The following is a 17,802-nucleotide window of genomic DNA, read 5'->3' on the forward strand; positions in this document are numbered from 1 at the left end:
AAGGACGGAATGTCGTTCCTCGTCAGCGCCATGACGCTGTAGGTCAGCTTTTGGCGAAAATGCCCCTGTCGAGCACCTCGGCCTGCACGTGTCCGGCGACCGCATCCTGGTCCACCGCCTCGCCGCTGAGTTCCTCTTGCAACGATACAGTGCCATAGATATGGGCACGCCAGGCAACCCGCCCCGGCAGTTGGTCAACTTCACAAAGCACCTGAAGTTCGTGCTCTGCCTCGTCCACAACACAGAAGTTCATATTCATGCGTGAGCGCCCCTGACGCCCGCGAAACGGTCAAACGAATGGTGACGGGGAATGCCATCACCCAGGCCTCATCGAGTCGTTCTTGTTCTTCGAGGCGCCAAGTGTCGGGCCATAGACAATCAAGGAACGTGCCATGGGCCTTGCGACAGGTGATTGCGCTATCACGCACGAACGGGCACATCGCGTTGCATGCGGCGCAACAGCCCGCGCGTTAGGCTGCGCTATCAACGCCTCGATGCGCCGAGCAGGGACGTACGCATGCGGATACACCCGAATCGCTGGCTGACCAGCCTCGTGCTGGGCGGTGTTCTCTGGTTGGCAGCGTGGCATTCCGCCATGGCCGATGCAGTGCGACAGGCCACCTACGCCGGCACGCTCGGCACGCAACGCATCGGGCTCATCCTCGACATGGCAGGCGAACACGTGGCGCCCAGCCGCTATTACTACCTGCGCCATCTCACCGATATTCCACTCACCGGCGAACGCCACGACGGCACGTTCGTGCTGCACGAACAGGGCGCCACCATGACCCTGCATTTCGTGGGCAATGGCAGCGAGCATGGCCAGCCATTGGACTTCGACAACAGCATTGGCCTTGAAGGTACCTGGACGGATGGCAAGCAGACGTTGCCGGTGAAGCTGCAGGGTGGCGGTCTATTCGCTGCAGCACCAAAGGATCACTGGTACGCGTCCATCACCGACCAGACCGACGAGGTATTCGAAGCCCGCGCGAAAGGGTTTCGCGATGCGGTGATCAACGGCGACAGTGTGCAGGCCGCGCGCTACGTGCATTTCCCGTTGCGCGTGAATCACGGCCCGGACAGGCACGAGCAGGTGCGCGATGCCAAACAATTGACTGCGCAATGGAAGCGCATCTTTACCCCCGGCTATGTCGATCGCATCGCCAACGCCTCACCGCACTACATGGCCGTGGTGCAGGGCTACGCCATGCTGGGCGATGGGTTGGTGTTCTTCGGTGAGCAGGGTGCCGAGGTGCTCAACCTGCCGTGATACGGGTGTGCCCAACCTTGATGTCGCGGAGAGCCGCGTCATGAAGACCATTCGCTGCAGGCAGTCGAATGGTCGGCACCGTCCGACGTGGTCCTCGGATGATGGGGCCGTTCTCCCGGGGCAAAAACGTCGCAAATTCATGCGGTTGTGGAGTATGACCTTTGCCACGCTCATCCGTCGTCAGCTCTCCGTAAGCTGCGTTCCCTAAGAGGGCCTTCAGCGTTCCATGTTGCCGGTCGGCTTCCCCGCCGACGGTTCCCCCGCATGACGCAGAGAGCGAAAGGGAGTTCTTCATGGCGGTACTCGTTGGCATTTACCTGGTGCAGGGCGGCGCGTTCGACGTCGTGCGCGAGGGCAAGACGCTCTGGACTGGAACATGGACGCTGTTTCGTTCCCCGTTGATGAATCGCGCCGACTGGGAAGCACTGACCAGCGGCGAGGCCTCGGCCATCTTCGGATCCTCCGCGCCGGCCATGCAGGCGGGTGAGGACACGGGTGTTGCTTTTGCTCGCGAACTGCAAGGCGACGATGGCCTGGAGCCCGTGACCTGGCCCGACGTGGCGCTGGCCATGCCGCAGCCGCTCAAACGCGCGGGCGGCTGGCGCTGACCATCTGCCGGGCTTTCAGGCAGTCCGGCCCTCGCACACGGTAAGCGGTTTTTTCCCGGCCGTTCGTCGAGTGTCGCCACCGTCATCGGCAGCGCCATAATGGCAAGGCACGGCCAGCGGCCGAACCGGAGGAAGGCGACGGGCCAACCATGGCGCGTACCCTGCTAGCGCTAATGGTGCCCGAGGCCGAAGCCGTGGTCGGCAGCTTCCGCGACCAATACGACCCCTCGGCGCGCCGTGGACTTGGCGCGCATATCACCCTCATCTATCCCTTCATCGACAGCGAATTGCTCACGCCCGGCCTGCTGGCGCGTCTGCGCGACGTGGTGGCCGACATGCCTGCGCCGATGTTCCGCCTCGCGCACGTAGACACCTTTCCCTCCGTCGTGTGGTTGGCCCCCGAACCGGCCAAACCCATCATCCAGATCGCCTCCGCGCTGGAACGCGCGTTTCCCGACCATCCCAAGGGTGGCGGCGCGTTTCCCGATTTCGTTCCGCATCTTTCCGTGGCGCGTCACGTGCAACACGAGAAGGCCGCCGTCATCAACGAACTGGAAGCGCGACTGGCCGACCATGGCCCCGTGTATGGCTGGTGCGAATCGATGTCGTTGCTGGTGAACGAAAATCGCCGGTGGCGCGAGCAAAGGCAGTTCGCCTTCCTGCATTGATCGACGCCATCACTTCAGGCAGATCGAACGCGCCGCAATCATTCCGGCTCGTCCACCTGCTCAAGCGCCACGGGAACGTCATCACGACGATCACTGATGCTGCGAAGACCATTCCGCCTGCCGCAAACGGGGCACATCACATAGCCACCGAAGCTGTCGATGGACGGCAGCGCGTCCTTCGTCGTCAACTCGGTTTTACAGCGGATGCACGTCCACATGGTGGCCATGGTGCGCCTGGGTGCGAAAGGGAAGATGCGTCAGCGCTGTTCTAATCCGAGCCGGCTGCATGGCGGGAATAACAGCGTGCTGGCCGTCAGTGCTCATTGACCCAGGTGTCTTCGATATCGTCCTGCACGGCCAGCTCGAGCTCCGTCGTCGACAGCGCCGCCACATCGAAAACCCTGCCGTGGCGCATGCCCCGGTAAATACCATTCAGGCGGAACGTCGCCGCCCAGCACACACTGTCATGCACGGCAGCCATGTACTCGGCCGTGTAGTTGAAACCATTACTGGTCATCCCGGCGACGTCAGCCATGATGAAGCCCTCCGCAACTCGTGCGAATTCACACTACTCTCTTGCGAGTTGGGGCGCGTGAATTTCTTGGACGGCGGAGGCGGTACCGCGACAAACCACGCGAGCGGTGCCAGAGAAGCGAGCCTGGACTCCCCCGTTTACGGACCCCGCTTTCGATCCTCTGGACAACCATCACGTCGGACATGACGTCCAGCGCCTCGGCCACGCTGTATCCGGCGGCATCGGCCTGGACTCAGACCTCCTATATCAGCGACATCAGGGTCTACTGACGGGCAGCCCATAGTTCGATGACATCGCCGCCATGGTGGAAGACATTCGCCGCACGGAGCGCCGCGCCAATAACGCGGCGTTTCAGTGAGGCGGGGCCATTGGTCGGCGCGATGGGTGTCCTGAGCTGCTGAATTCGAAACCCTGCCAATTCGACGGCGCGCCGCAGGCTTTTCGGCGTGAAGAATTGTGTGTGGTGGACGGAGAAGGCATCAAATTTGTCTTGCCGTCCACCGACACCCATGGCGCGCCGCAAACGATCCGTGTCGTTGTCGAACTGATGGGGAACTTCGATGCAGATGCGGCCGCCAGGCGCTAGGCGCACGTGACACCACTTGAGGTGCTCGACGGGATCCGGCATGTGCTCAAGCACATGGTTCATGTGGATGGCGTCGAAGCTTTCAGGCAGCAGATGATCTTCATGCGGCGCGAGGAGCCGTATGCCGCGCTCCATGGCAATGGCCCTTGCATCGGCGGATACCTCTATGCCGTGCGCTTGGGCACCAGCAGATGATGCAGCGGCAACGAAATCGCCCGTCGCCGCCCCGTAATCAAGCAGAGATAGTCCGGGCTTTGCGTCGGTCATCTTCTTGGCGCGATCACGAAAGTGATCGGCACGCTGCTCGGCGAACAGTGCGTATTCCGGAAGATCATTGGGTTCGAAGTAGAACTCGGCGCTATAAAGACGATCCACTCCGGCGGGGCTTGGCCTGGGCGTAAGCCAGCGATGGCGGCACGCGTCGCAGCGAGCTACGCCAAAGGGCTCGCGCAGAGATAGCAGGGCACTCCACCGAGCGTCGGGAATGCCTGGGGCGTGACACAGTGGGCAGGATGGCACTGACTCGCAACCAGATTCGCGCAGCATCGTTAGAAGATCACCCATCGTTCCGTCCTTTGGCTGAGTGGCGCGATTATGGCAGCTCGCTTTAGCGCACGTTGAGACACGGGCGCCCTAAAATGCCGAAAGAAACGGGGTGGGTTGGGACCGCCCCCTATTTCTCGGACACCGCAAAGCGAGGGCGATCCTTGCACGGAGGTGTTCGATGGAAAAGCGCTAGAGCTCCACAGCCGAGTGGGTTCATTTCTCGCACTCGGAAGGATAGAAGTGAAACTGACCCAGTTCTTCCGCTGTTTTGCGCTTTCGTACCTGTGCGGACTCCTGTGCCCCAACCCCGCTTAATCAACGAGCGGACGATAAGCGCGCACCACAGGCTTCGCCCTTTCCAAGTCATACCGCGCCTGAAGGGCCAGCCAGTAGAAGGCGGTGGTGTCGAAGGCCAGGGAAAGGCGGAGGGCAATCTTGGGCGTGATGGGATGGGTGTCGGCGATGAAGGCTTTGATGTGGGTGGCGGGAATGCCGGTGCGGCGGGCGAGTTGCGCGGGGTTGAGGGCGTTGGGGATCAGGTAGGCGTGCAGCAGGATGTCGCCGGGGGCTCGCAGGGGTTGCGAGGGGTCCACATCCGAATGCGGGGTGAGCTGGATCAGTTCCATGGTGGTCTTCCCTTGTCGGGCACGGCCGCGCGGCGGATAGGCGCTTACAGCGCTCCGTGTCAGTGAATGCTTGGCAGCGTCGTCGGTGATCGTCCGAGAGCGGCGCATCGCGCTGTTGGCCGATGCGCCGCCACGGCGATCATCGGAGGCGTGAGGTAGTCACTCGTGGCTCGTCACCGAGCAGGCGGGCGAGGCCGTGGATGGCCGTGCCCAGGCTCGCTGCGACGGCCGCAGGAAGCGGCCAAGGCCGCGGCCTGCCGGGAAATCCCAGCGCCTGCGCGTCGCGGCACTGCTCGCTATCGACACGCAAGCGTGTGAGGGCGAGCACCGCCAAAGCGATGTCACCACGAGTGCGTAAGCGCAGGGTTTCAGGCCACGCCGCACGCGTGCGTGCTGCGTCGCCAAGCGGCGGAGTGAAGGTGTCGTCAGGGGGAACGGACGAGCGAATGCGTACCGTATGATCGCGGATAGCCATGATCAACTCTCTGTAAGTTGGTGATGGTTAGCGGGTCGTGGGTGTTCGAAGCACTCACGGCCCGCGCCTCATGACTTGATCGTCATGGTCATTCGCGAAGCCCATCAGACAGACAGCGCGAATGACAAACCGACCCTAACGAGCAGGGTTTGGATCGTCTACCAGGGTTGGGCGAGATGAGTGTCAGCCGGGCTGCGGGTGAGCATGACGGCACTATGCCTACCGAATGTCAGCACCATCCCTTTGAAGAACTGAAAGCAGTGTGCGCTCTCAAAAACGTGCACGCAGACCCATGAAATTGTCCCTGGCACCTTTCACTGGTGGGCACTTCTTAGAGGACGAGAAGTGAACCTGAGATGGCCCCGTTTTTCGCTCAACCGGATCGACGCTAATGCGTGTAATTCTTTAGGCTCACTGCTTATCTAGTCAGCAAGACGATTCCCGAGTGGGCCACATCGTGCACTCTCACAAACCCAAGTTGGGCGGGCTGTACGCCATCCAAGACGACTGGCACCGAAGTCCAAGCACCCGAACGCAGTTGCTCCGAAAAGGTAATTTCTTTGGAATGCTGGTGCTGGTTATCGGGACCTTGTTCGGTGACGACTCCCCAATCCACAGTGAGCTTTAGACCGTTTACAACGGCTGCCATCGTATTGCCAAACCTCAGTATCACTCTTGAGCCGTTGGCGTAGGGCTCGACATCCGCCAGTTGGACGGTAAGCGTCCCAAGATCGTAGTGGATCACAGAATATCCATCTGTGCCGGGAGTCAGGTAGGCGATCTTCTCTGCATTGCCCATTAGAGTTGCAAATGTCTGGCGCTGCTTCTCGTCCTCAAAGCTTTTCTGAAGTGTTTGGACCTGTGCTTGTAGGGAGGTGACCTGCGCTTCTAGCGCCTGAACCTTATTGTTGGCTGCAGTGGTATCGGCAGGAGCCGGGGAGCATCCAACGAGAACTGCGGCGGACGCGAACGAGGTTGCGGCGACCATCATGCGAATAAGGATCGACATTTTTGCTAGCGCTCCCAGAGTAATTGATTCTGATCGGCCTGAATTTGGGTTCAAAGCCACTGCGCCACGCCCCCGTGATGCGAGCATGTTCCGCTGTGGTGGGTGCTAAAGCTGTAGGAGCCGTCGCGGCATTGGGCGCTCGCTCCTGCTGGCGCTGAGCCGGAAACGGTATGTGCTGGTCGATGGATTGCTACACCGTCGTGATTCGTATAACCGCCGTGCTCCACCAGTGTGGCATCTGGCTTGGCACTTTGAGTGGAGGTTTGCTGGTTGCCTGGAGTGCGGGCAACGGCGATGACCACGCAACCAGTTTGAGGCATTGAGGTGAATACAATGCTTCCGTCACTGGCTGTGCATCGGTAAAGGGCATGGCTCTGCGCGGCTTGGGCCGAGGCAGACCAAGGGCATAGGCTCAATAGAGCCGCCGCAAAAAGGGCAGAAAATCTCATACATCATCCCCCTGATGATGAAAGGGGAATTTACTCAGGCCTTGGGAGTTAGCAATTACCCCAAATGGCTAGGCGGGTTTGGCCTTTAGGCACGCGACGGTCGCCCCGCGGTGGAAGGCCGAAGGAGCATCTTTCTGGGTTTTGGGTCTTACTTGGAAAGAGGATTTTCCTATACGTAGTTTTCTATTCGGATTCGAAAGCCAAAACTGGCAAAACTGGCAAAACTGGGGTTGGCAAAACTGGGGTCAGAGTGCACTTTTCTTTGGCGCGCTAGCGAACGGAGAACTGGGGTCAGAGAACTGGGGTCAGAGTGCACTTTTGCCCCAGCGATTCCGGAGTCCTGGAAGGAGAACTCCAGGCGAACGCATCAAGCAAACAAAAAAAGGCCCGACATAGTCAGGCCTTTTCTTTTGAAACCTGGTACCGGTGATAGGACTCGAACCTACACGACATCGCTGCCAGTGGATTTTGAGTCCACCGCGTCTACCATTCCGCCACACCGGCATTGCAGCGGCACATTATGCCGGGTTCAGTGGACCGGGTCGAGCCCCAGTTGGCGGTCGGTGCGCTGGTACTGGTTGTGGCCCAGGGGCTGGAACACGGCGCAGTGGGTCATGGCGCCGGAGTAGATGTGCAGGCTCACGGCGACGGCGTCGTCGCTGGGGTTGCGGATGGTGTGGTACTCGTGCGGCGGGATCAGGCTGCCGGCGGAGCCGGGGCCGGCCTGGATGGAGCCCACGGGCTGGAAACAGTAGTTGCCGTCTTCGTCGGCGAGGCGCTCGTACTGCACCACTTCCAGCGCGCCGCTCCATACGCCTTCCACGCACCACATGCCGCAGTGGTCGTGGATGGGGGTGCCCTGGCCGGGGCCCCAGGTCATGGCCACAACGCAGTAGCCGTGATCCTCGCTGCGGTAGAGCTCGCGGCGCGCGTAGCGGCCTTCGGCGGTCTCGAAGACGCAGTCGGGCAGCTTCACCGTCTGGCTGCGGATGAGGCTGCACAGGCTGTTGCGGAGGCTATCAGTGACGGCGCGCGTGGTGTCCTGAGACACGGCGGCATCGATGGCGTCAATGAGCTTGCGGGAGCCGGGGAAATCCAGGGTAAGCATGGTCTTCTCGAAGTTCTTGCTGCCGGGCCATCTTAGCAGCGCCGGCCCGGAGGCGCAGGCAACCCCGTTCAGAGTCCGCCGAGGAAGCCACCTATGGCACGACTGTAGTTCGGGATGTCGACCAGAAATGCATCATGTCCCTGCGGCGAATTGAGCGCCACGAAATCCACGGCGGCACCGGCGGCGCGCAGGCCGTCGGCAATCTGCTCCTGCTGCTCCAGCGGAAACAGGATGTCGGTGCTCACGCCGATCACCATGGCCTTTTCCACGCTGATGCGCTTGAGGCCTTCCATCACGTTGCCGTTGCCGTACTCGGCGATGTCGAACCAGTCGCTGGCGCGCGAAAGGTAGAGGTAGCTGTTGGGGTCGAAGGTGTGCACGAAGCGCTGCGCGTGGCCTTCGAGGTAGGACTCCACTTCGAATTCGAGACCGAACGGGTTGTCGTCGCGCCGCTCGGGGTCGAGCCGGATGCGCGCAAAGCGTCCGTTCCATTCCATGGCGGAGCGGTAGGTGATCACACCGAGCTTGCGCGCAATGCTCATGCCGTCGACGGGATAATCATCGTCCGCGTATTGGCCCTTGTTCCAGTGCGGATCGAGGCGAATGGCCTCGCGCTGCAGCGAACGAATGGCGATGGCGAACGGCTGCGCCTGCGGTGCGGTATCTACGCTGATGTGCGCGCGTACGCTGCCCGGGTGCAGCACCATGTACGCGAGCGCGCTCATGCCGCCCATGGAGCAGCCGATCAGGCAGGCGAGTTGATCGATACCGAGGCTTTTCACGGCCACGTGTGCGGCGTTGGCCACGTCTTCCAGCGACAGTTCGGGAAAGTCGAGGCGATAGCGCTTGCCCGTGTCCGGATTGATTGACGCGGCGCACGTCGAGCCCTTGTCGCTGCCCAGCGAGTTCACGCAGATGACGAACCAGCGCGACGTGTCGATGGCCCTGCCGGGGCCGATCATCGCTTCCCACCAGCCCTCGGAAGGGTCTTCCGCGTTGGACGCCGCATGGGCGCTCGGCGAGAGACCGGTGAGGATGAGCACCGCGTTGTCGCGCGCGGCGCTCAGCTCGCCCCAGGTTTCGTACGCCACACGGGCCTCGCGCAGTGCTCCGCCCCGTTTCATCGCAAAGGGCGAGGGAAGGGCGCAGTACCGGCGGGCATCATGTGTCATTCGTGAACCTTGTCGATGCTGATCTTGATGGGCACGCGCGTGTTCACGTCGACCACGCCGGCATCGCCTTCCAGGTCACCCGGCTGGGCCATGGCCTGGCCGCTCTTGCTGATGCGGGCGCCGACGAACACGCGCGATGCCGAGGATAGTTTGAGTTGCGGTGTCATGCCCATCGCATCGTTGAGCGTCACCGTGGCGGGCAGGGCGTTGGCGTCCATCTTGGCCACGACCAGCGGCATCGGCGGGCCATGTTCGGCGCGAGCATAGACGAACAGCGTATCGCCCTTGGCGAGTTTGCTGGTGAGCGTGGGCGAGAGCGCCACCTGCACCTGCAGCGAGGGCTGCGTGGCTTCGGCGGTGGGCGTTTCCGGGGCCGTCTTGCCGGCGCCGTTGATTCGCGCGTCGGCCACGGCGATCTGTTCGGCCACGGCCTTGGCCACGTTGGAATCCGGATCGAGCTGCGGTTGCAGTTGGCGCCAGGTGGCAGCCGCTTTCGCGTAGTCGTCGTGCTGGAATTGGCTGATGCCGAGCAGCCACAGGCCGCGCTGGCTTTGCGGGTCGATTTTCACGGCGCGTTCGAGCAGTTCCTGCGCACGACCGTCGATGCGATGGTCGTCGCGCAGCAGGGAATCGGATTCGGCCCAGCCCACCATGGCGACGCTGTTGTCCGGGTCGATGCGCAAGGCTTCGTCATACGCATGACGCGCATCGGCGGCGCGATGCATCACGCTGTAGGTCTGACCCAGCAGCATCCAGCCCTGGAGATCATCGGGCTTCTGCACGAGGTGTGCGTTCAACTCATCCACGGCCTGGTCGATGCTCATGCCCGCGTCGGACTTGGGCACGCCATCGAGCACCACCGGCGTACCCACGGCGAGATACAGCCCGATGGCGGCCAGCGGCAGGCAGAACGCGACAATCATCGCCAGCAAAAATACGCCGCGTGGACGCCCTTGTTGGCGTCCATGGCGAACCAGCGGCAGCAATACCAGGAGCAGCGCCGCAATGATCATCGCTGCGGCGATCAGATAAAAAGCCAGCCTCACCAGTCATCCCCTTCATCGGTCGGCTTTTCGTTGGCTACACCCACCGCCGCGCGACCGCGTCGACGCACCGTCACTACCACCACCGCCGCGCCGGCCAGCAAGATCAATAGAGGCCCGAACCACAGCAGCATGGTGCTCGATTTCACCGGCGGGTCGTACAAGACGAAATCGGAATAGCGGTCGACGAGGTATTGCTTGATCTGCTCGTCGCTCTTGCCCTGCTGCATCAGGTTGAACACTTCGTGCCGCAGGTCGCGCGCCAGGTCGGCGTTGGAATCGGCAAGGTTCTCGTTCTGGCAGACCAGGCAGCGCAGCTCGCGCGTAAGGTTCTGGAAACGCACTTCCTGCGCGTGATCCTTGAACGGCAGCGGATCGATGGCCTGCGCAAAGGCGATGCACGCGAACAGGAACAGCGAGGCGAGAAGAAGCGCGCGCTTCATGGCGACTCCTTCGCCAGCGCGGCGATGGCTGGCTTCAGTTCCTTCTCGATCGCTTCGGGCGTGAGCGGGCCGATGCGCTTGTAGCGGATCACGCCCTTGCCATCGACCAGGAAGCTTTCCGGCGCGCCATACACGCCAAAGTCGATGGCGGTGCGGCCTTCGCGATCCACGATGATCATGTCGTACGGGTTGCCGTGCTTGGCGAGCCAGTCCTTGGCATCGTCCGGCGCATCCTTGTAGTTGTAACCGATCACCGGCACGCCGATGGATTTGCCTTGGCTCATCAGCACGGGGTGTTCCTCGCCGCAGGCAATGCACCAGCTGGCGAACACGTTGATGAGATAAGGCTTGCCGAGCAGCGCGTCGCGGCTCACGGTTTGCGCGGGATCATCCAGCTTCGGCAGCACGAACGCCGGCGCCGGCTTGTTGATCAGCGGCGACGGCACTTCACGCTGATCGTGCTGCGTGTTCCACCAGATGCCGAAGCCGAACAACGCCACCAGCAGCAGGAAACCGAAGAAGGGAAGCAGGCGGCTCATGCACGCGACTCCTGCAGCGCGGTGGCTGGCAGCGTTTCCGCATCGGCCACGCGCTTCGTGCGGAAGCGGCGATCGGCGGCGGCAAAGAACCCGCCCAACATCATGAGCAGGCCGCCCGCCCAGATCCAGCGCACGAAGGGCTTGTCGTAGAGACGCAGTGCCCACGCACCTTCCGGCTGCTTCGCATCCATCGGTTCGCCGAGTGCCACGTAGAGATCGCGGAACAGGCCGGGGTTGATCGCCGATTCCGTCTGCACCTGGCCACGCAGATAAGTGCGCTTCTGCGGATGCATAACGGCAACCTCACTGCCGTTACGCATGACGACTACCGTGCCCTGGTCGCCTTGCCAGTTCGGGCCTTGCGTGTGCTGCACGCCATCGAAGCGGAAGTCGTAGCCGCCGATGCTTTGCGTCTCGCCCGGCGCCACGCGCACGTCGCGTTCGACGCTGAGCGCATTGGTGAGCAGCACGCCGGCAAGGAACACGCCCACGCCGAAATGCGCAAGCAACATGCCGGCCATCTCGGCGGGATAGCGCCGGCCCGCCGGCATCTCGCGCCAACGCTTGAACACGTAGAGCAGGGTGCCGAAACCGCACCACACGGCGGCGGCCGTGCCGGCAATGGCCTTGGTTTCGCCGCTGGTGACGAGCGCTGCGACGATGGCGCAGGCGACTGCCGCAAGACCGGCACGCCACATCACTTTCTTCAGCACCGGCACATCGCTCTTGCCCCAGCGCAGATACGGGCCAAACGGCAACAGCAGCACCACCGGCATCATCAGCAGCGTGAACAGGAAACCGAAGTACGGCGGGCCCACCGAAATCTTGCCGAGGTTCAGCGCATCGCCCAGCAGCGGGAACAGCGTGCCGAGCAACACCATGGCCGCGGCCACGGTGAGCATCAGGTTGCCGATGAGGATGGCTGTTTCGCGCGACACCACCGCGAACGGCTTGCCACCCGCCACCTTCGGTGCACGCAAGGCGTACAGCAGCAGCGAGCCACCGACCACCACAGCAAGGAAGCAGAGAATGAAGAGGCCGCGGCGCGGATCAGAGGCAAACGCATGCACCGACGTAAGCACGCCCGAGCGCACCAGGAACGTGCCCAGCAGCGACAGCGAGAACGCGAAGATGGAAAGCAGGATGGTCCACGCGCGCAGGCCGCCACGCTTCTCCGTCACGGCTTGTGCGTGAATCAGCGCCGCGCCAACCAGCCACGGCATGAAGCTCGCGTTCTCGACCGGATCCCAGAACCACCAGCCGCCCCAGCCGAGTTCCGCATAGGCCCACCAACTGCCCGCGACGATGCCGGCGGAGAGAAACGCCCACGCCACGTTCGTCCACGGCCGTGCCCAGCGTACCCAGGCCTGTTCCAGCTCGCCGCCCAGCAATGCCGCGATGGAGAACGCGAACGCCACGGAGAAACCGACGTAGCCCATGTAGAGCACGGGCGGATGGAAGGTCATGCCCGGGTCTTGCAGCACCGGGTTCAGATCGCCGCCATCGGGCGGCATCGGCAACAGGCGGGCAAACGGATTGGAGGTGAAGATGATGAAAGCGAGAAAGCCCAGCGCCACCAGCCCGAGCACGCCCAGCACACGGGCCACGAAGACTTCCGGCAAGTTGCGGCTGAAGGTGGCGAGCGTGAGCGTCCAGAGGTTGAGGATGAAGATCCACAACAGCAGCGAACCTTCGTGCGCGCCCCACACGGCGGCGATGCGGTAGTACCACGGCAACGCGAGGTTGGAATTGTCGGCGACGTACTGCACCGAGAAATCGAACGACAGGAACGCCCAGGTCAGCAAGGCAAAGGCGAGCGTGACGAACACGGCCTGTCCCGCGGCGGCGGGGCGGGCGATGGACATCAGTGCACGATTGCCGCTCCACGCGCCGATGAGCGGCAGCACGCCCTGCGCAAGCGCGAGCAGCAGGGCGAGGATCAGCGCGAGTTGGCCAAGTTCGGGTGTCATTGCGGCTTGTCCTGTCCGGCTTCCTCGTTCACGTTCTTGCCTTGGTGGGCCTTGGCCATGGCGTCCTTCAGCTCTTTGGGCATGTAGGTTTCGTCATGCTTGGCCAGCACTTCGGTGGCGATGAAGCGCGCGTTGTCCATGTGCCCGGTGGCGATCACGGATTGGTTGTCGCGGAACAGGTCCGGCAGGATGCCGTTGTATTCCACCGGCATCGAGCCGCTGGCGTCGACCACGGTGAAAGTGACCTTCAGCGTATCGTTGCTGCGCTGGATGGAGCCGGACTTCACCATGCCGCCGAGACGGAACGTCTTGTAGCTGCTCGCTTGCCCCGTCTGTACCTGGCTCGGCGTGAACAGGTAGTTCATGTTCTGCTGCAGGGCGAACACGATCAGGCCAATCGCGACCACGGCTGCGGCGACGACGAGAAGAACGATGGTGAGCCTGCGCTTGCGGGTGGGGTTCATGCTCATTCGCGTAAGTGCGCCTTACGGTGCCGAAGGGTTGCGTTGCTGCCGTGCCGCCTGGCGCGCCATGCGCCCGCGCAACTCGCGCAGGTTGCGGCGGCGACGCAGCCACGGATTGACGTAGTCGGCGATCAGCACGATGAAGAACACCGCGTAGGCCGGCCACACGTACATGGCGTATCCACCCATGGCGAAGAAGTGTTCCGCGTTCATGGGCGGCTCTCCTTCTCCGCAATCTGGCGCACCCAGTCCTTGCCGCTTTCCATCGACAACAGATCGGTGCGCACGCGGCCAAACAGGCTGGCAACGTAATAGAACTTGGTGGCGACCATCATGGTGAGCAGCGGCCACAGCATGGCGCCGCTGATCTTCGACGGGCCGAGGATGCGGATGGTGGAACCCTGGTGCAGCGTGTTCCACCAGTTCACCGAGAAATGCACGATCGGCACGTTGATGATGCCGATGATGGCGAGGAACGCCGCGGCGCGCGCACCCTGGCGACGGTCTTCGAACGAGTGATAAAGGCCGATCACGCCGAGATACAGAAACAGCAGCACCAGCTCGGAGGTGAGACGGGCATCCCAGGTCCACCAGGTGCCCCACATCGGCTTGCCCCATAGCGAACCGGTCACCAGCGTCACGAAGGTGAAAGCGGCGCCGATGGGTGCCGATTCCATCGCCACCACTTCGGCGAGCTTGATGCGCCACACCAGCGAAATGAAGGAAGCGACCGCCATCAGGCCATAGACGAACAGGCTCATCCAAGCGCATGGCACGTGGATGAAGATGATGCGATACGCATCGCCCTGCTGGTAATCGGCGGGCGCCAGCACCAGGCCGCCGTACAGCGCGATGGCACCAAGCAACAGCGCGAAGCCCAGGGCCCAGGGACGAACCGCGCCGGCGAAGCGATAGAAATTCGGTGGCGAGCTGAGCTTGTGAACCCAGAGTGGGATCCAATTGGCCATCGTCTTATGCGTCCAAGGCTATGCGGAGGGCGGTGGCGCAAGCCAGCGGAGCCAGCACCAGCGCCATGACCAGCGCGGCACCGAGCCAGGCGATGGGCGCGAGCCACGGCAGCCCTTGTTGAGCCGCGGCGACAGCGCCTGCGGCAAAGATCACCACGGGTACGCACAGCGGCAGCAGCATCAGCGCCAGCAGCATACCAGAGCGTCGCGTACCGGCCGTCAGCGCCACCAGCACGGCGCCAAGCAGGCTCAGCAGCGGAGTAGACAGCAGCAAGGCGTACACCAGCACGGGCATCACCGCGGTCGGCAAATGCAGCATCCCCGCCAGCAGCGGCGCGATGACGATGAGCGGCAAAGCCGTGGTGATCCAGTGCGCAAGTATTTTCATGCCAAGCATGAGTGCCAGCGGCTGGGGTGAAAGGATGAGTTGTTCGAGCGATCCGTCTTCGATATCGCTGCGGAACATCGCATCGAGCGCCAGCAGCATGGCCAGCAGCATGGTCACCAGCACCGCGCCGCCGGCAATGCGCTGGAGCAGCGCCTCCTCCGGCCCCAGCGCGAACGGGAACAGGGTGATGACGATCAGCGCGTAAAGCACCGGCATGACGATGTCGCCACGGCGACGCCAGGCCAGGGTGAGATCGCGGCGCAGCACGGCGACGCAGGCGGAACCGAGCGGCGCGTGATTCATGCGTGCATGCGCACCCGTTTCGGCTCGCCGTTGAGGAAGCTCACGGCGCCATGGCTGGTGACGAGCGCGGCGCCGCCGTGGGCGGCGTGTTGGGCGAGCAGGCGGTTGACCAGTTCGATGCCGGTGCGATCGAGGTTGGCGTACGGTTCGTCGAGCAGCCACAAGGTGGCCGGCAACAGCAGCAGGCGCGCGAGCGCGGCGCGCTTTTTCTGGCCCGCGGAGAGCCGTCGCACGGGTTCGTCTTCGTAGCCGGCGAGACCGACATCGGTCAGCACGCCATCCACCGTGTAACCGTCGCGCGCGCCGTAAAGGCCGGCGGCGACCGCCAGGTTCTCCCGCGCACTGAGATCGGCCTTGAGACCGAGGTGATGGCCCAGGAACAGCGTGTCGCCGAGATGATCGTCGCGCCGCCATGGCTGGCCGCGCCAATCCAGCGAGCCCTCGTCGATGTGCAGCAAACCGGCGAGGATGCGCAGCAAGGTCGTCTTGCCGCTGCCGTTGTCGCCCTCCACCAGCGCCACTTCGCCTTCGTGGAGGCAGAAGTCCAGCGGACCGAACACGGGTTCGTCCTGGCGGTAAAACGTGAGCGCCCGGGCCTCCAGAAGAGGTGGGGCGACGGCGATGGAGGCAGTCATTTCCCGATTGTCCGCAAAGCCCGACGGGCTTGTCCATGCGGCGCTGTGCCGCCAGTCGAAACAGGTGGTTGGCGAGTGGGTAGATCCGTTCCGGGCATGTGCAGCTCAGGTGGCCGGGGTGAGCCGCAGCTGCGCCGGCGAGGCGCCTTCGCCATGCACATAGCCAAGCTGCCCAAAGCGGCGAGCCAGTGGATCGAGTGTTGCGGCGGTGGGTCCGACTACCCAGAAACTCGGTTCCTTCCAACCGCCGTCGCCGCTCACGCCCACGCCCGGCCGTATGGCCATGGTTTCGGGCAAGGCGCGCAGGTGGGCTAGCAATGCGTGTTGAGCCTGCCGGTTCGTCGCGCGCGGCGCGAGTTCGGATCGAGGGTTCCAGGCCGTGATGAAGCCCCACGGCAACGTTTGCGCCAGCGGGTGAAGTTCCACCGGCAGCGGTTGATCGACGTGGATAACAGCCCAGCCGCCGCGCGCCAGGCGCACCCGATACTCGGTGGCCCGGTACGCGGCGAGCAGCGCCTCATCCATGCCGCAGGTCGGGCAGGGCGGGCAGTGTGGCGCGCAAGGCGTCGACGGCCGCGGTCAGGTCGACGGAGGTGGCGTCGGCCGAACCGCGCAGCAATTGTTCGAGCAGCACGTCTTGCGCGCGGCCACGCTCGAACGCATACGCGTAGGGCAGATGGGTAAAGGTGACCATGCGATAGCGCGCCATGAAATGCTCGGGCGCGCGTTCGGCCAGCAGGGCGCCCAGCGCACGCTTGGCGAGGTAGTGCGGGTCGGCCACGGAGTCGCGCATTTCCACGTAGTTTTCCAGCGCCATCGCCGCGATGGCGTCGCTGTTCGGCTGGCGGATACGCTGGAATTCGGAGAACACGTCGGCCGTGTCGTCCGGCGATTCGGCCAGCAGCGAGGCGAGCACCACGGTGTCTTCGAAACCACAGTTCATGCCCTGGCCGTGGAACGGCACGATGGCGTGCGCGGCGTCGCCGATCAGCAGTGCGCGACCATCCAGATGCCAGCGTTGCAGATAGAGCGTCGACAACGTGCCGACCGGGTGGCCGTCGTAGTCGCTGGCAAAATCGGGAATCAGCGGCAGCAGGTCGGGGAAATCTTCCTGGAAGAACGCCCGCGCGTGGCTGGCATCACCCAGCGTGGCAAAGCTGGGATGAGGCCCCTGCGCCGGCAGGAACAGGGTGACGGTGAAGCTGCCCTCGGTGTTGGGCAAGGCGATGCACATGTAGCCGCCGCGCGGCCAGATGTGCAGCGCGTGCGGCTCCAGCGCGAACTGGTCGTGGCCGCCGCTGCGCTGGATCAGTTCCGCAGCCAGCCCGCTGGCCGGCGGAATTTCCAGCTCCTTGTACGCATGGCCCAGCGATTCCACGCGCTCGCCCAGCGGCGAGTACGCGTTCATCGCGGCCCGCAGCGAGGAGCCCGCGCCGTCGGCGCCGATCACGATGGGCGCGTCGATTTCGCGTGATACGCCATCTTCGTCGACCAGGCGAATGCGCTGGCGATCGAAATCCGCATGGTCCAGCGACTGCCCGAAATGGAAGTTCACGCCCGCCGCTTCCGCCGCATCCAGCAGCAACATGTTGAGCGCGCCGCGCGAGACGGACCAGATCACCTCGCTGTCGTCCACGCCATAGCGCTGCAGGCCGGAGCGACCGTCGCGCGTGTGCACCATGCGGCCACGCATCATCACCGCACGCTGCAGCACATCGTCCGCGAGTCCGGCCTTGCGCAGCGCCTGCAGGCCGCGTTCGGCCAGCGCGAGATTGATGGAGCGGCCGCCGGTGAAGCCGGCGATGCGCGGGTCAGGGCGTTTTTCGTAGACGTCGACAGCGAAACCGCGTCCCGCCAATTGCTGCGCCAGCAAGGCGCCGACCAGGCCGCCGCCGATAAGAGTGATGTGCTTCGCCATGGAGTCCCGCTGTGAGTGGCAACCGCGTAAAACGCCAAGAGTAGCGGGTCCAAGGGAGGCGGGCGATGCGCAGTGCGGC

23 protein-coding genes and 1 tRNA gene are annotated in these 17,802 nt (G+C 63.5%); 3 read left to right on the forward strand and 21 right to left on the reverse strand.

Translation table 11 applies throughout. The annotated features are described in order from the left end of the window. Positions 1-43 precede the first annotated feature (43 nt). A complete protein-coding gene (locus ABIC75_RS19050) occupies positions 44-259 on the reverse strand; it encodes a hypothetical protein (protein WP_354015481.1) in 216 nt (71 codons plus the stop codon). Positions 260-517: 258 nt separating this feature from the next. Between ABIC75_RS19050 and ABIC75_RS19055 the strand changes: the two genes are divergently transcribed. The 3 genes from ABIC75_RS19055 (at position 518) to ABIC75_RS19065 (ending at position 2,546) form a co-directional block, all read left to right on the forward strand. After that, the gene (locus ABIC75_RS19055; RefSeq protein WP_354015482.1) at positions 518-1,270 is read left to right on the forward strand and encodes a hypothetical protein; all 753 of its coding nucleotides are present in this window, start codon (positions 518-520) and stop codon (positions 1,268-1,270) included. 293 nt (positions 1,271-1,563) lie between these two features. Then, positions 1,564-1,878 carry a hypothetical protein gene (locus tag ABIC75_RS19060; RefSeq protein WP_354015483.1) on the forward strand — a complete coding sequence of 105 codons (315 nt, stop codon included), beginning with the start codon at positions 1,564-1,566 and terminating at the stop codon, positions 1,876-1,878. 149 nt (positions 1,879-2,027) lie between these two features. Further along, positions 2,028-2,546 carry a 2'-5' RNA ligase family protein gene (locus ABIC75_RS19065; RefSeq protein WP_354015484.1) on the forward strand — a complete coding sequence of 173 codons (519 nt, stop codon included), beginning with the start codon at positions 2,028-2,030 and terminating at the stop codon, positions 2,544-2,546. 38 nt (positions 2,547-2,584) lie between these two features. On the opposite strand, the gene ABIC75_RS19070 is transcribed toward ABIC75_RS19065, so the two are convergent. The 20 genes from ABIC75_RS19070 to ABIC75_RS19165 form a co-directional block, all read right to left on the reverse strand. Further along, positions 2,585-2,773 carry a hypothetical protein gene (locus ABIC75_RS19070; protein WP_354015485.1) on the reverse strand — a complete coding sequence of 63 codons (189 nt, stop codon included), beginning with the start codon at positions 2,771-2,773 and terminating at the stop codon, positions 2,585-2,587. 86 nt (positions 2,774-2,859) lie between these two features. Next, complete coding sequence (locus ABIC75_RS19075; protein ID WP_354015486.1) at positions 2,860-3,081, reverse strand: TonB-dependent receptor; 222 nt, start codon at positions 3,079-3,081, stop codon at positions 2,860-2,862. 262 nt (positions 3,082-3,343) lie between these two features. After that, positions 3,344-4,042 carry a class I SAM-dependent methyltransferase gene (locus ABIC75_RS19080; RefSeq protein ID WP_354015487.1) on the reverse strand — a complete coding sequence of 233 codons (699 nt, stop codon included), beginning with the start codon at positions 4,040-4,042 and terminating at the stop codon, positions 3,344-3,346. A 482-nt stretch (positions 4,043-4,524) separates the two neighbouring features. Continuing rightward, positions 4,525-4,839: a HigA family addiction module antitoxin gene (locus ABIC75_RS19085; protein WP_354015488.1), complete on the reverse strand. Its 315-nt coding sequence runs from the start codon at positions 4,837-4,839 to the stop codon at positions 4,525-4,527. Between the two features lie 893 nt (positions 4,840-5,732). Then, the gene (locus tag ABIC75_RS19090) at positions 5,733-6,323 is read right to left on the reverse strand and encodes a DUF3251 domain-containing protein (RefSeq protein WP_354015489.1); all 591 of its coding nucleotides are present in this window, start codon (positions 6,321-6,323) and stop codon (positions 5,733-5,735) included. A 50-nt stretch (positions 6,324-6,373) separates the two neighbouring features. Then, positions 6,374-6,772 carry a DUF3761 domain-containing protein gene (locus ABIC75_RS19095; protein ID WP_354015490.1) on the reverse strand — a complete coding sequence of 133 codons (399 nt, stop codon included), beginning with the start codon at positions 6,770-6,772 and terminating at the stop codon, positions 6,374-6,376. A 418-nt stretch (positions 6,773-7,190) separates the two neighbouring features. After that, a tRNA-Leu gene (locus ABIC75_RS19100) sits at positions 7,191-7,276 on the reverse strand. A 25-nt stretch (positions 7,277-7,301) separates the two neighbouring features. Further along, entirely contained in the window at positions 7,302-7,880 is a 579-nt protein-coding gene (locus tag ABIC75_RS19105; RefSeq protein WP_354015491.1) for a cysteine dioxygenase family protein, read from the reverse strand. Positions 7,881-7,948: 68 nt separating this feature from the next. Next, positions 7,949-9,052 (reverse strand): homoserine O-acetyltransferase MetX, encoded by a 1,104-nt coding sequence (gene metX / locus ABIC75_RS19110; protein WP_354015492.1) that lies wholly within the window; start codon positions 9,050-9,052, stop codon positions 7,949-7,951. After that, positions 9,049-10,098: a tetratricopeptide repeat protein gene (locus ABIC75_RS19115; RefSeq protein ID WP_354015493.1), complete on the reverse strand. Its 1,050-nt coding sequence runs from the start codon at positions 10,096-10,098 to the stop codon at positions 9,049-9,051. The genes metX and ABIC75_RS19115 overlap by 4 nt, the downstream gene beginning before the upstream one ends. Further along, on the reverse strand, positions 10,095-10,538 hold the full coding sequence (locus tag ABIC75_RS19120) for a cytochrome c-type biogenesis protein (RefSeq protein WP_354015494.1): 444 nt from the start codon (positions 10,536-10,538) through the stop codon (positions 10,095-10,097). The genes ABIC75_RS19115 and ABIC75_RS19120 overlap by 4 nt, the downstream gene beginning before the upstream one ends. Beyond that, the gene (locus ABIC75_RS19125; RefSeq protein ID WP_354015495.1) at positions 10,535-11,077 is read right to left on the reverse strand and encodes a DsbE family thiol:disulfide interchange protein; all 543 of its coding nucleotides are present in this window, start codon (positions 11,075-11,077) and stop codon (positions 10,535-10,537) included. Before ABIC75_RS19125 ends, ABIC75_RS19120 begins: the two co-directional genes overlap by 4 nt. Then, a complete protein-coding gene (locus ABIC75_RS19130; protein WP_354015496.1) occupies positions 11,074-13,047 on the reverse strand; it encodes a heme lyase CcmF/NrfE family subunit in 1,974 nt (657 codons plus the stop codon). The genes ABIC75_RS19125 and ABIC75_RS19130 overlap by 4 nt, the downstream gene beginning before the upstream one ends. After that, positions 13,044-13,511 carry a cytochrome c maturation protein CcmE gene (gene ccmE, locus ABIC75_RS19135; protein ID WP_354015497.1) on the reverse strand — a complete coding sequence of 156 codons (468 nt, stop codon included), beginning with the start codon at positions 13,509-13,511 and terminating at the stop codon, positions 13,044-13,046. Before ccmE ends, ABIC75_RS19130 begins: the two co-directional genes overlap by 4 nt. Before the next feature lie 21 nt (positions 13,512-13,532). After that, entirely contained in the window at positions 13,533-13,724 is a 192-nt protein-coding gene (gene ccmD, locus ABIC75_RS19140; RefSeq protein WP_354015498.1) for a heme exporter protein CcmD, read from the reverse strand. Next, the gene (locus tag ABIC75_RS19145) at positions 13,721-14,479 is read right to left on the reverse strand and encodes a heme ABC transporter permease (RefSeq protein ID WP_354015499.1); all 759 of its coding nucleotides are present in this window, start codon (positions 14,477-14,479) and stop codon (positions 13,721-13,723) included. Before ABIC75_RS19145 ends, ccmD begins: the two co-directional genes overlap by 4 nt. Before the next feature lie 4 nt (positions 14,480-14,483). After that, positions 14,484-15,170 (reverse strand): heme exporter protein CcmB, encoded by a 687-nt coding sequence (ccmB, locus tag ABIC75_RS19150; RefSeq protein WP_354015500.1) that lies wholly within the window; start codon positions 15,168-15,170, stop codon positions 14,484-14,486. Continuing rightward, positions 15,167-15,805, reverse strand: coding sequence for a cytochrome c biogenesis heme-transporting ATPase CcmA (gene ccmA / locus ABIC75_RS19155; protein ID WP_354015501.1), 639 nt, complete (start codon positions 15,803-15,805; stop codon positions 15,167-15,169). Before ccmA ends, ccmB begins: the two co-directional genes overlap by 4 nt. A 105-nt stretch (positions 15,806-15,910) precedes the next feature. After that, positions 15,911-16,330: a DUF3293 domain-containing protein gene (locus tag ABIC75_RS19160; protein WP_354015502.1), complete on the reverse strand. Its 420-nt coding sequence runs from the start codon at positions 16,328-16,330 to the stop codon at positions 15,911-15,913. After that, the gene (locus tag ABIC75_RS19165; RefSeq protein WP_354015503.1) at positions 16,323-17,723 is read right to left on the reverse strand and encodes an FAD-dependent oxidoreductase; all 1,401 of its coding nucleotides are present in this window, start codon (positions 17,721-17,723) and stop codon (positions 16,323-16,325) included. The genes ABIC75_RS19160 and ABIC75_RS19165 overlap by 8 nt, the downstream gene beginning before the upstream one ends. Between the last annotated feature and the right edge of the window lie 79 nt (positions 17,724-17,802).

This window comes from Dyella japonica, assembly GCF_040545895.1.
In the GTDB taxonomy this organism is placed as follows: Bacteria; Pseudomonadota; Gammaproteobacteria; order Xanthomonadales; family Rhodanobacteraceae; genus Dyella; species Dyella japonica_D.

Excerpts from the sequence above, each read along its gene's own strand:
- ABIC75_RS19075 (WP_354015486.1), bottom strand. The coding sequence starts at position 3,081 with ATGGCTGACGTCGCCGGGATGACCAGTAATGGTTTCAACTACACGGCC.
- ABIC75_RS19085 (WP_354015488.1), bottom strand. The coding sequence starts at position 4,839 with ATGGAACTGATCCAGCTCACCCCGCATTCGGATGTGGACCCCTCGCAA.
- ccmE (WP_354015497.1), bottom strand. The coding sequence starts at position 13,511 with ATGAACCCCACCCGCAAGCGCAGGCTCACCATCGTTCTTCTCGTCGTC.
- ABIC75_RS19105 (WP_354015491.1), bottom strand. The coding sequence starts at position 7,880 with ATGCTTACCCTGGATTTCCCCGGCTCCCGCAAGCTCATTGACGCCATC.
- ABIC75_RS19145 (WP_354015499.1), bottom strand. The coding sequence starts at position 14,479 with ATGGCCAATTGGATCCCACTCTGGGTTCACAAGCTCAGCTCGCCACCG.
- ABIC75_RS19125 (WP_354015495.1), bottom strand. The coding sequence starts at position 11,077 with ATGAGCCGCCTGCTTCCCTTCTTCGGTTTCCTGCTGCTGGTGGCGTTG.
- ABIC75_RS19090 (WP_354015489.1), bottom strand. The coding sequence starts at position 6,323 with ATGTCGATCCTTATTCGCATGATGGTCGCCGCAACCTCGTTCGCGTCC.
- ccmD (WP_354015498.1), bottom strand. The coding sequence starts at position 13,724 with ATGAACGCGGAACACTTCTTCGCCATGGGTGGATACGCCATGTACGTG.
- ABIC75_RS19095 (WP_354015490.1), bottom strand. The coding sequence starts at position 6,772 with ATGAGATTTTCTGCCCTTTTTGCGGCGGCTCTATTGAGCCTATGCCCT.
- ABIC75_RS19060 (WP_354015483.1), top strand. The coding sequence starts at position 1,564 with ATGGCGGTACTCGTTGGCATTTACCTGGTGCAGGGCGGCGCGTTCGAC.
- ccmB (WP_354015500.1), bottom strand. The coding sequence starts at position 15,170 with ATGAATCACGCGCCGCTCGGTTCCGCCTGCGTCGCCGTGCTGCGCCGC.
- ABIC75_RS19055 (WP_354015482.1), top strand. The coding sequence starts at position 518 with ATGCGGATACACCCGAATCGCTGGCTGACCAGCCTCGTGCTGGGCGGT.
- ABIC75_RS19130 (WP_354015496.1), bottom strand. The coding sequence starts at position 13,047 with ATGACACCCGAACTTGGCCAACTCGCGCTGATCCTCGCCCTGCTGCTC.
- ccmA (WP_354015501.1), bottom strand. The coding sequence starts at position 15,805 with ATGACTGCCTCCATCGCCGTCGCCCCACCTCTTCTGGAGGCCCGGGCG.
- ABIC75_RS19120 (WP_354015494.1), bottom strand. The coding sequence starts at position 10,538 with ATGAAGCGCGCGCTTCTTCTCGCCTCGCTGTTCCTGTTCGCGTGCATC.
- ABIC75_RS19050 (WP_354015481.1), bottom strand. The coding sequence starts at position 259 with ATGAATATGAACTTCTGTGTTGTGGACGAGGCAGAGCACGAACTTCAG.
- ABIC75_RS19160 (WP_354015502.1), bottom strand. The coding sequence starts at position 16,330 with ATGGATGAGGCGCTGCTCGCCGCGTACCGGGCCACCGAGTATCGGGTG.
- ABIC75_RS19065 (WP_354015484.1), top strand. The coding sequence starts at position 2,028 with ATGGCGCGTACCCTGCTAGCGCTAATGGTGCCCGAGGCCGAAGCCGTG.
- ABIC75_RS19165 (WP_354015503.1), bottom strand. The coding sequence starts at position 17,723 with ATGGCGAAGCACATCACTCTTATCGGCGGCGGCCTGGTCGGCGCCTTG.
- metX (WP_354015492.1), bottom strand. The coding sequence starts at position 9,052 with ATGACACATGATGCCCGCCGGTACTGCGCCCTTCCCTCGCCCTTTGCG.
- ABIC75_RS19070 (WP_354015485.1), bottom strand. The coding sequence starts at position 2,773 with ATGGCCACCATGTGGACGTGCATCCGCTGTAAAACCGAGTTGACGACG.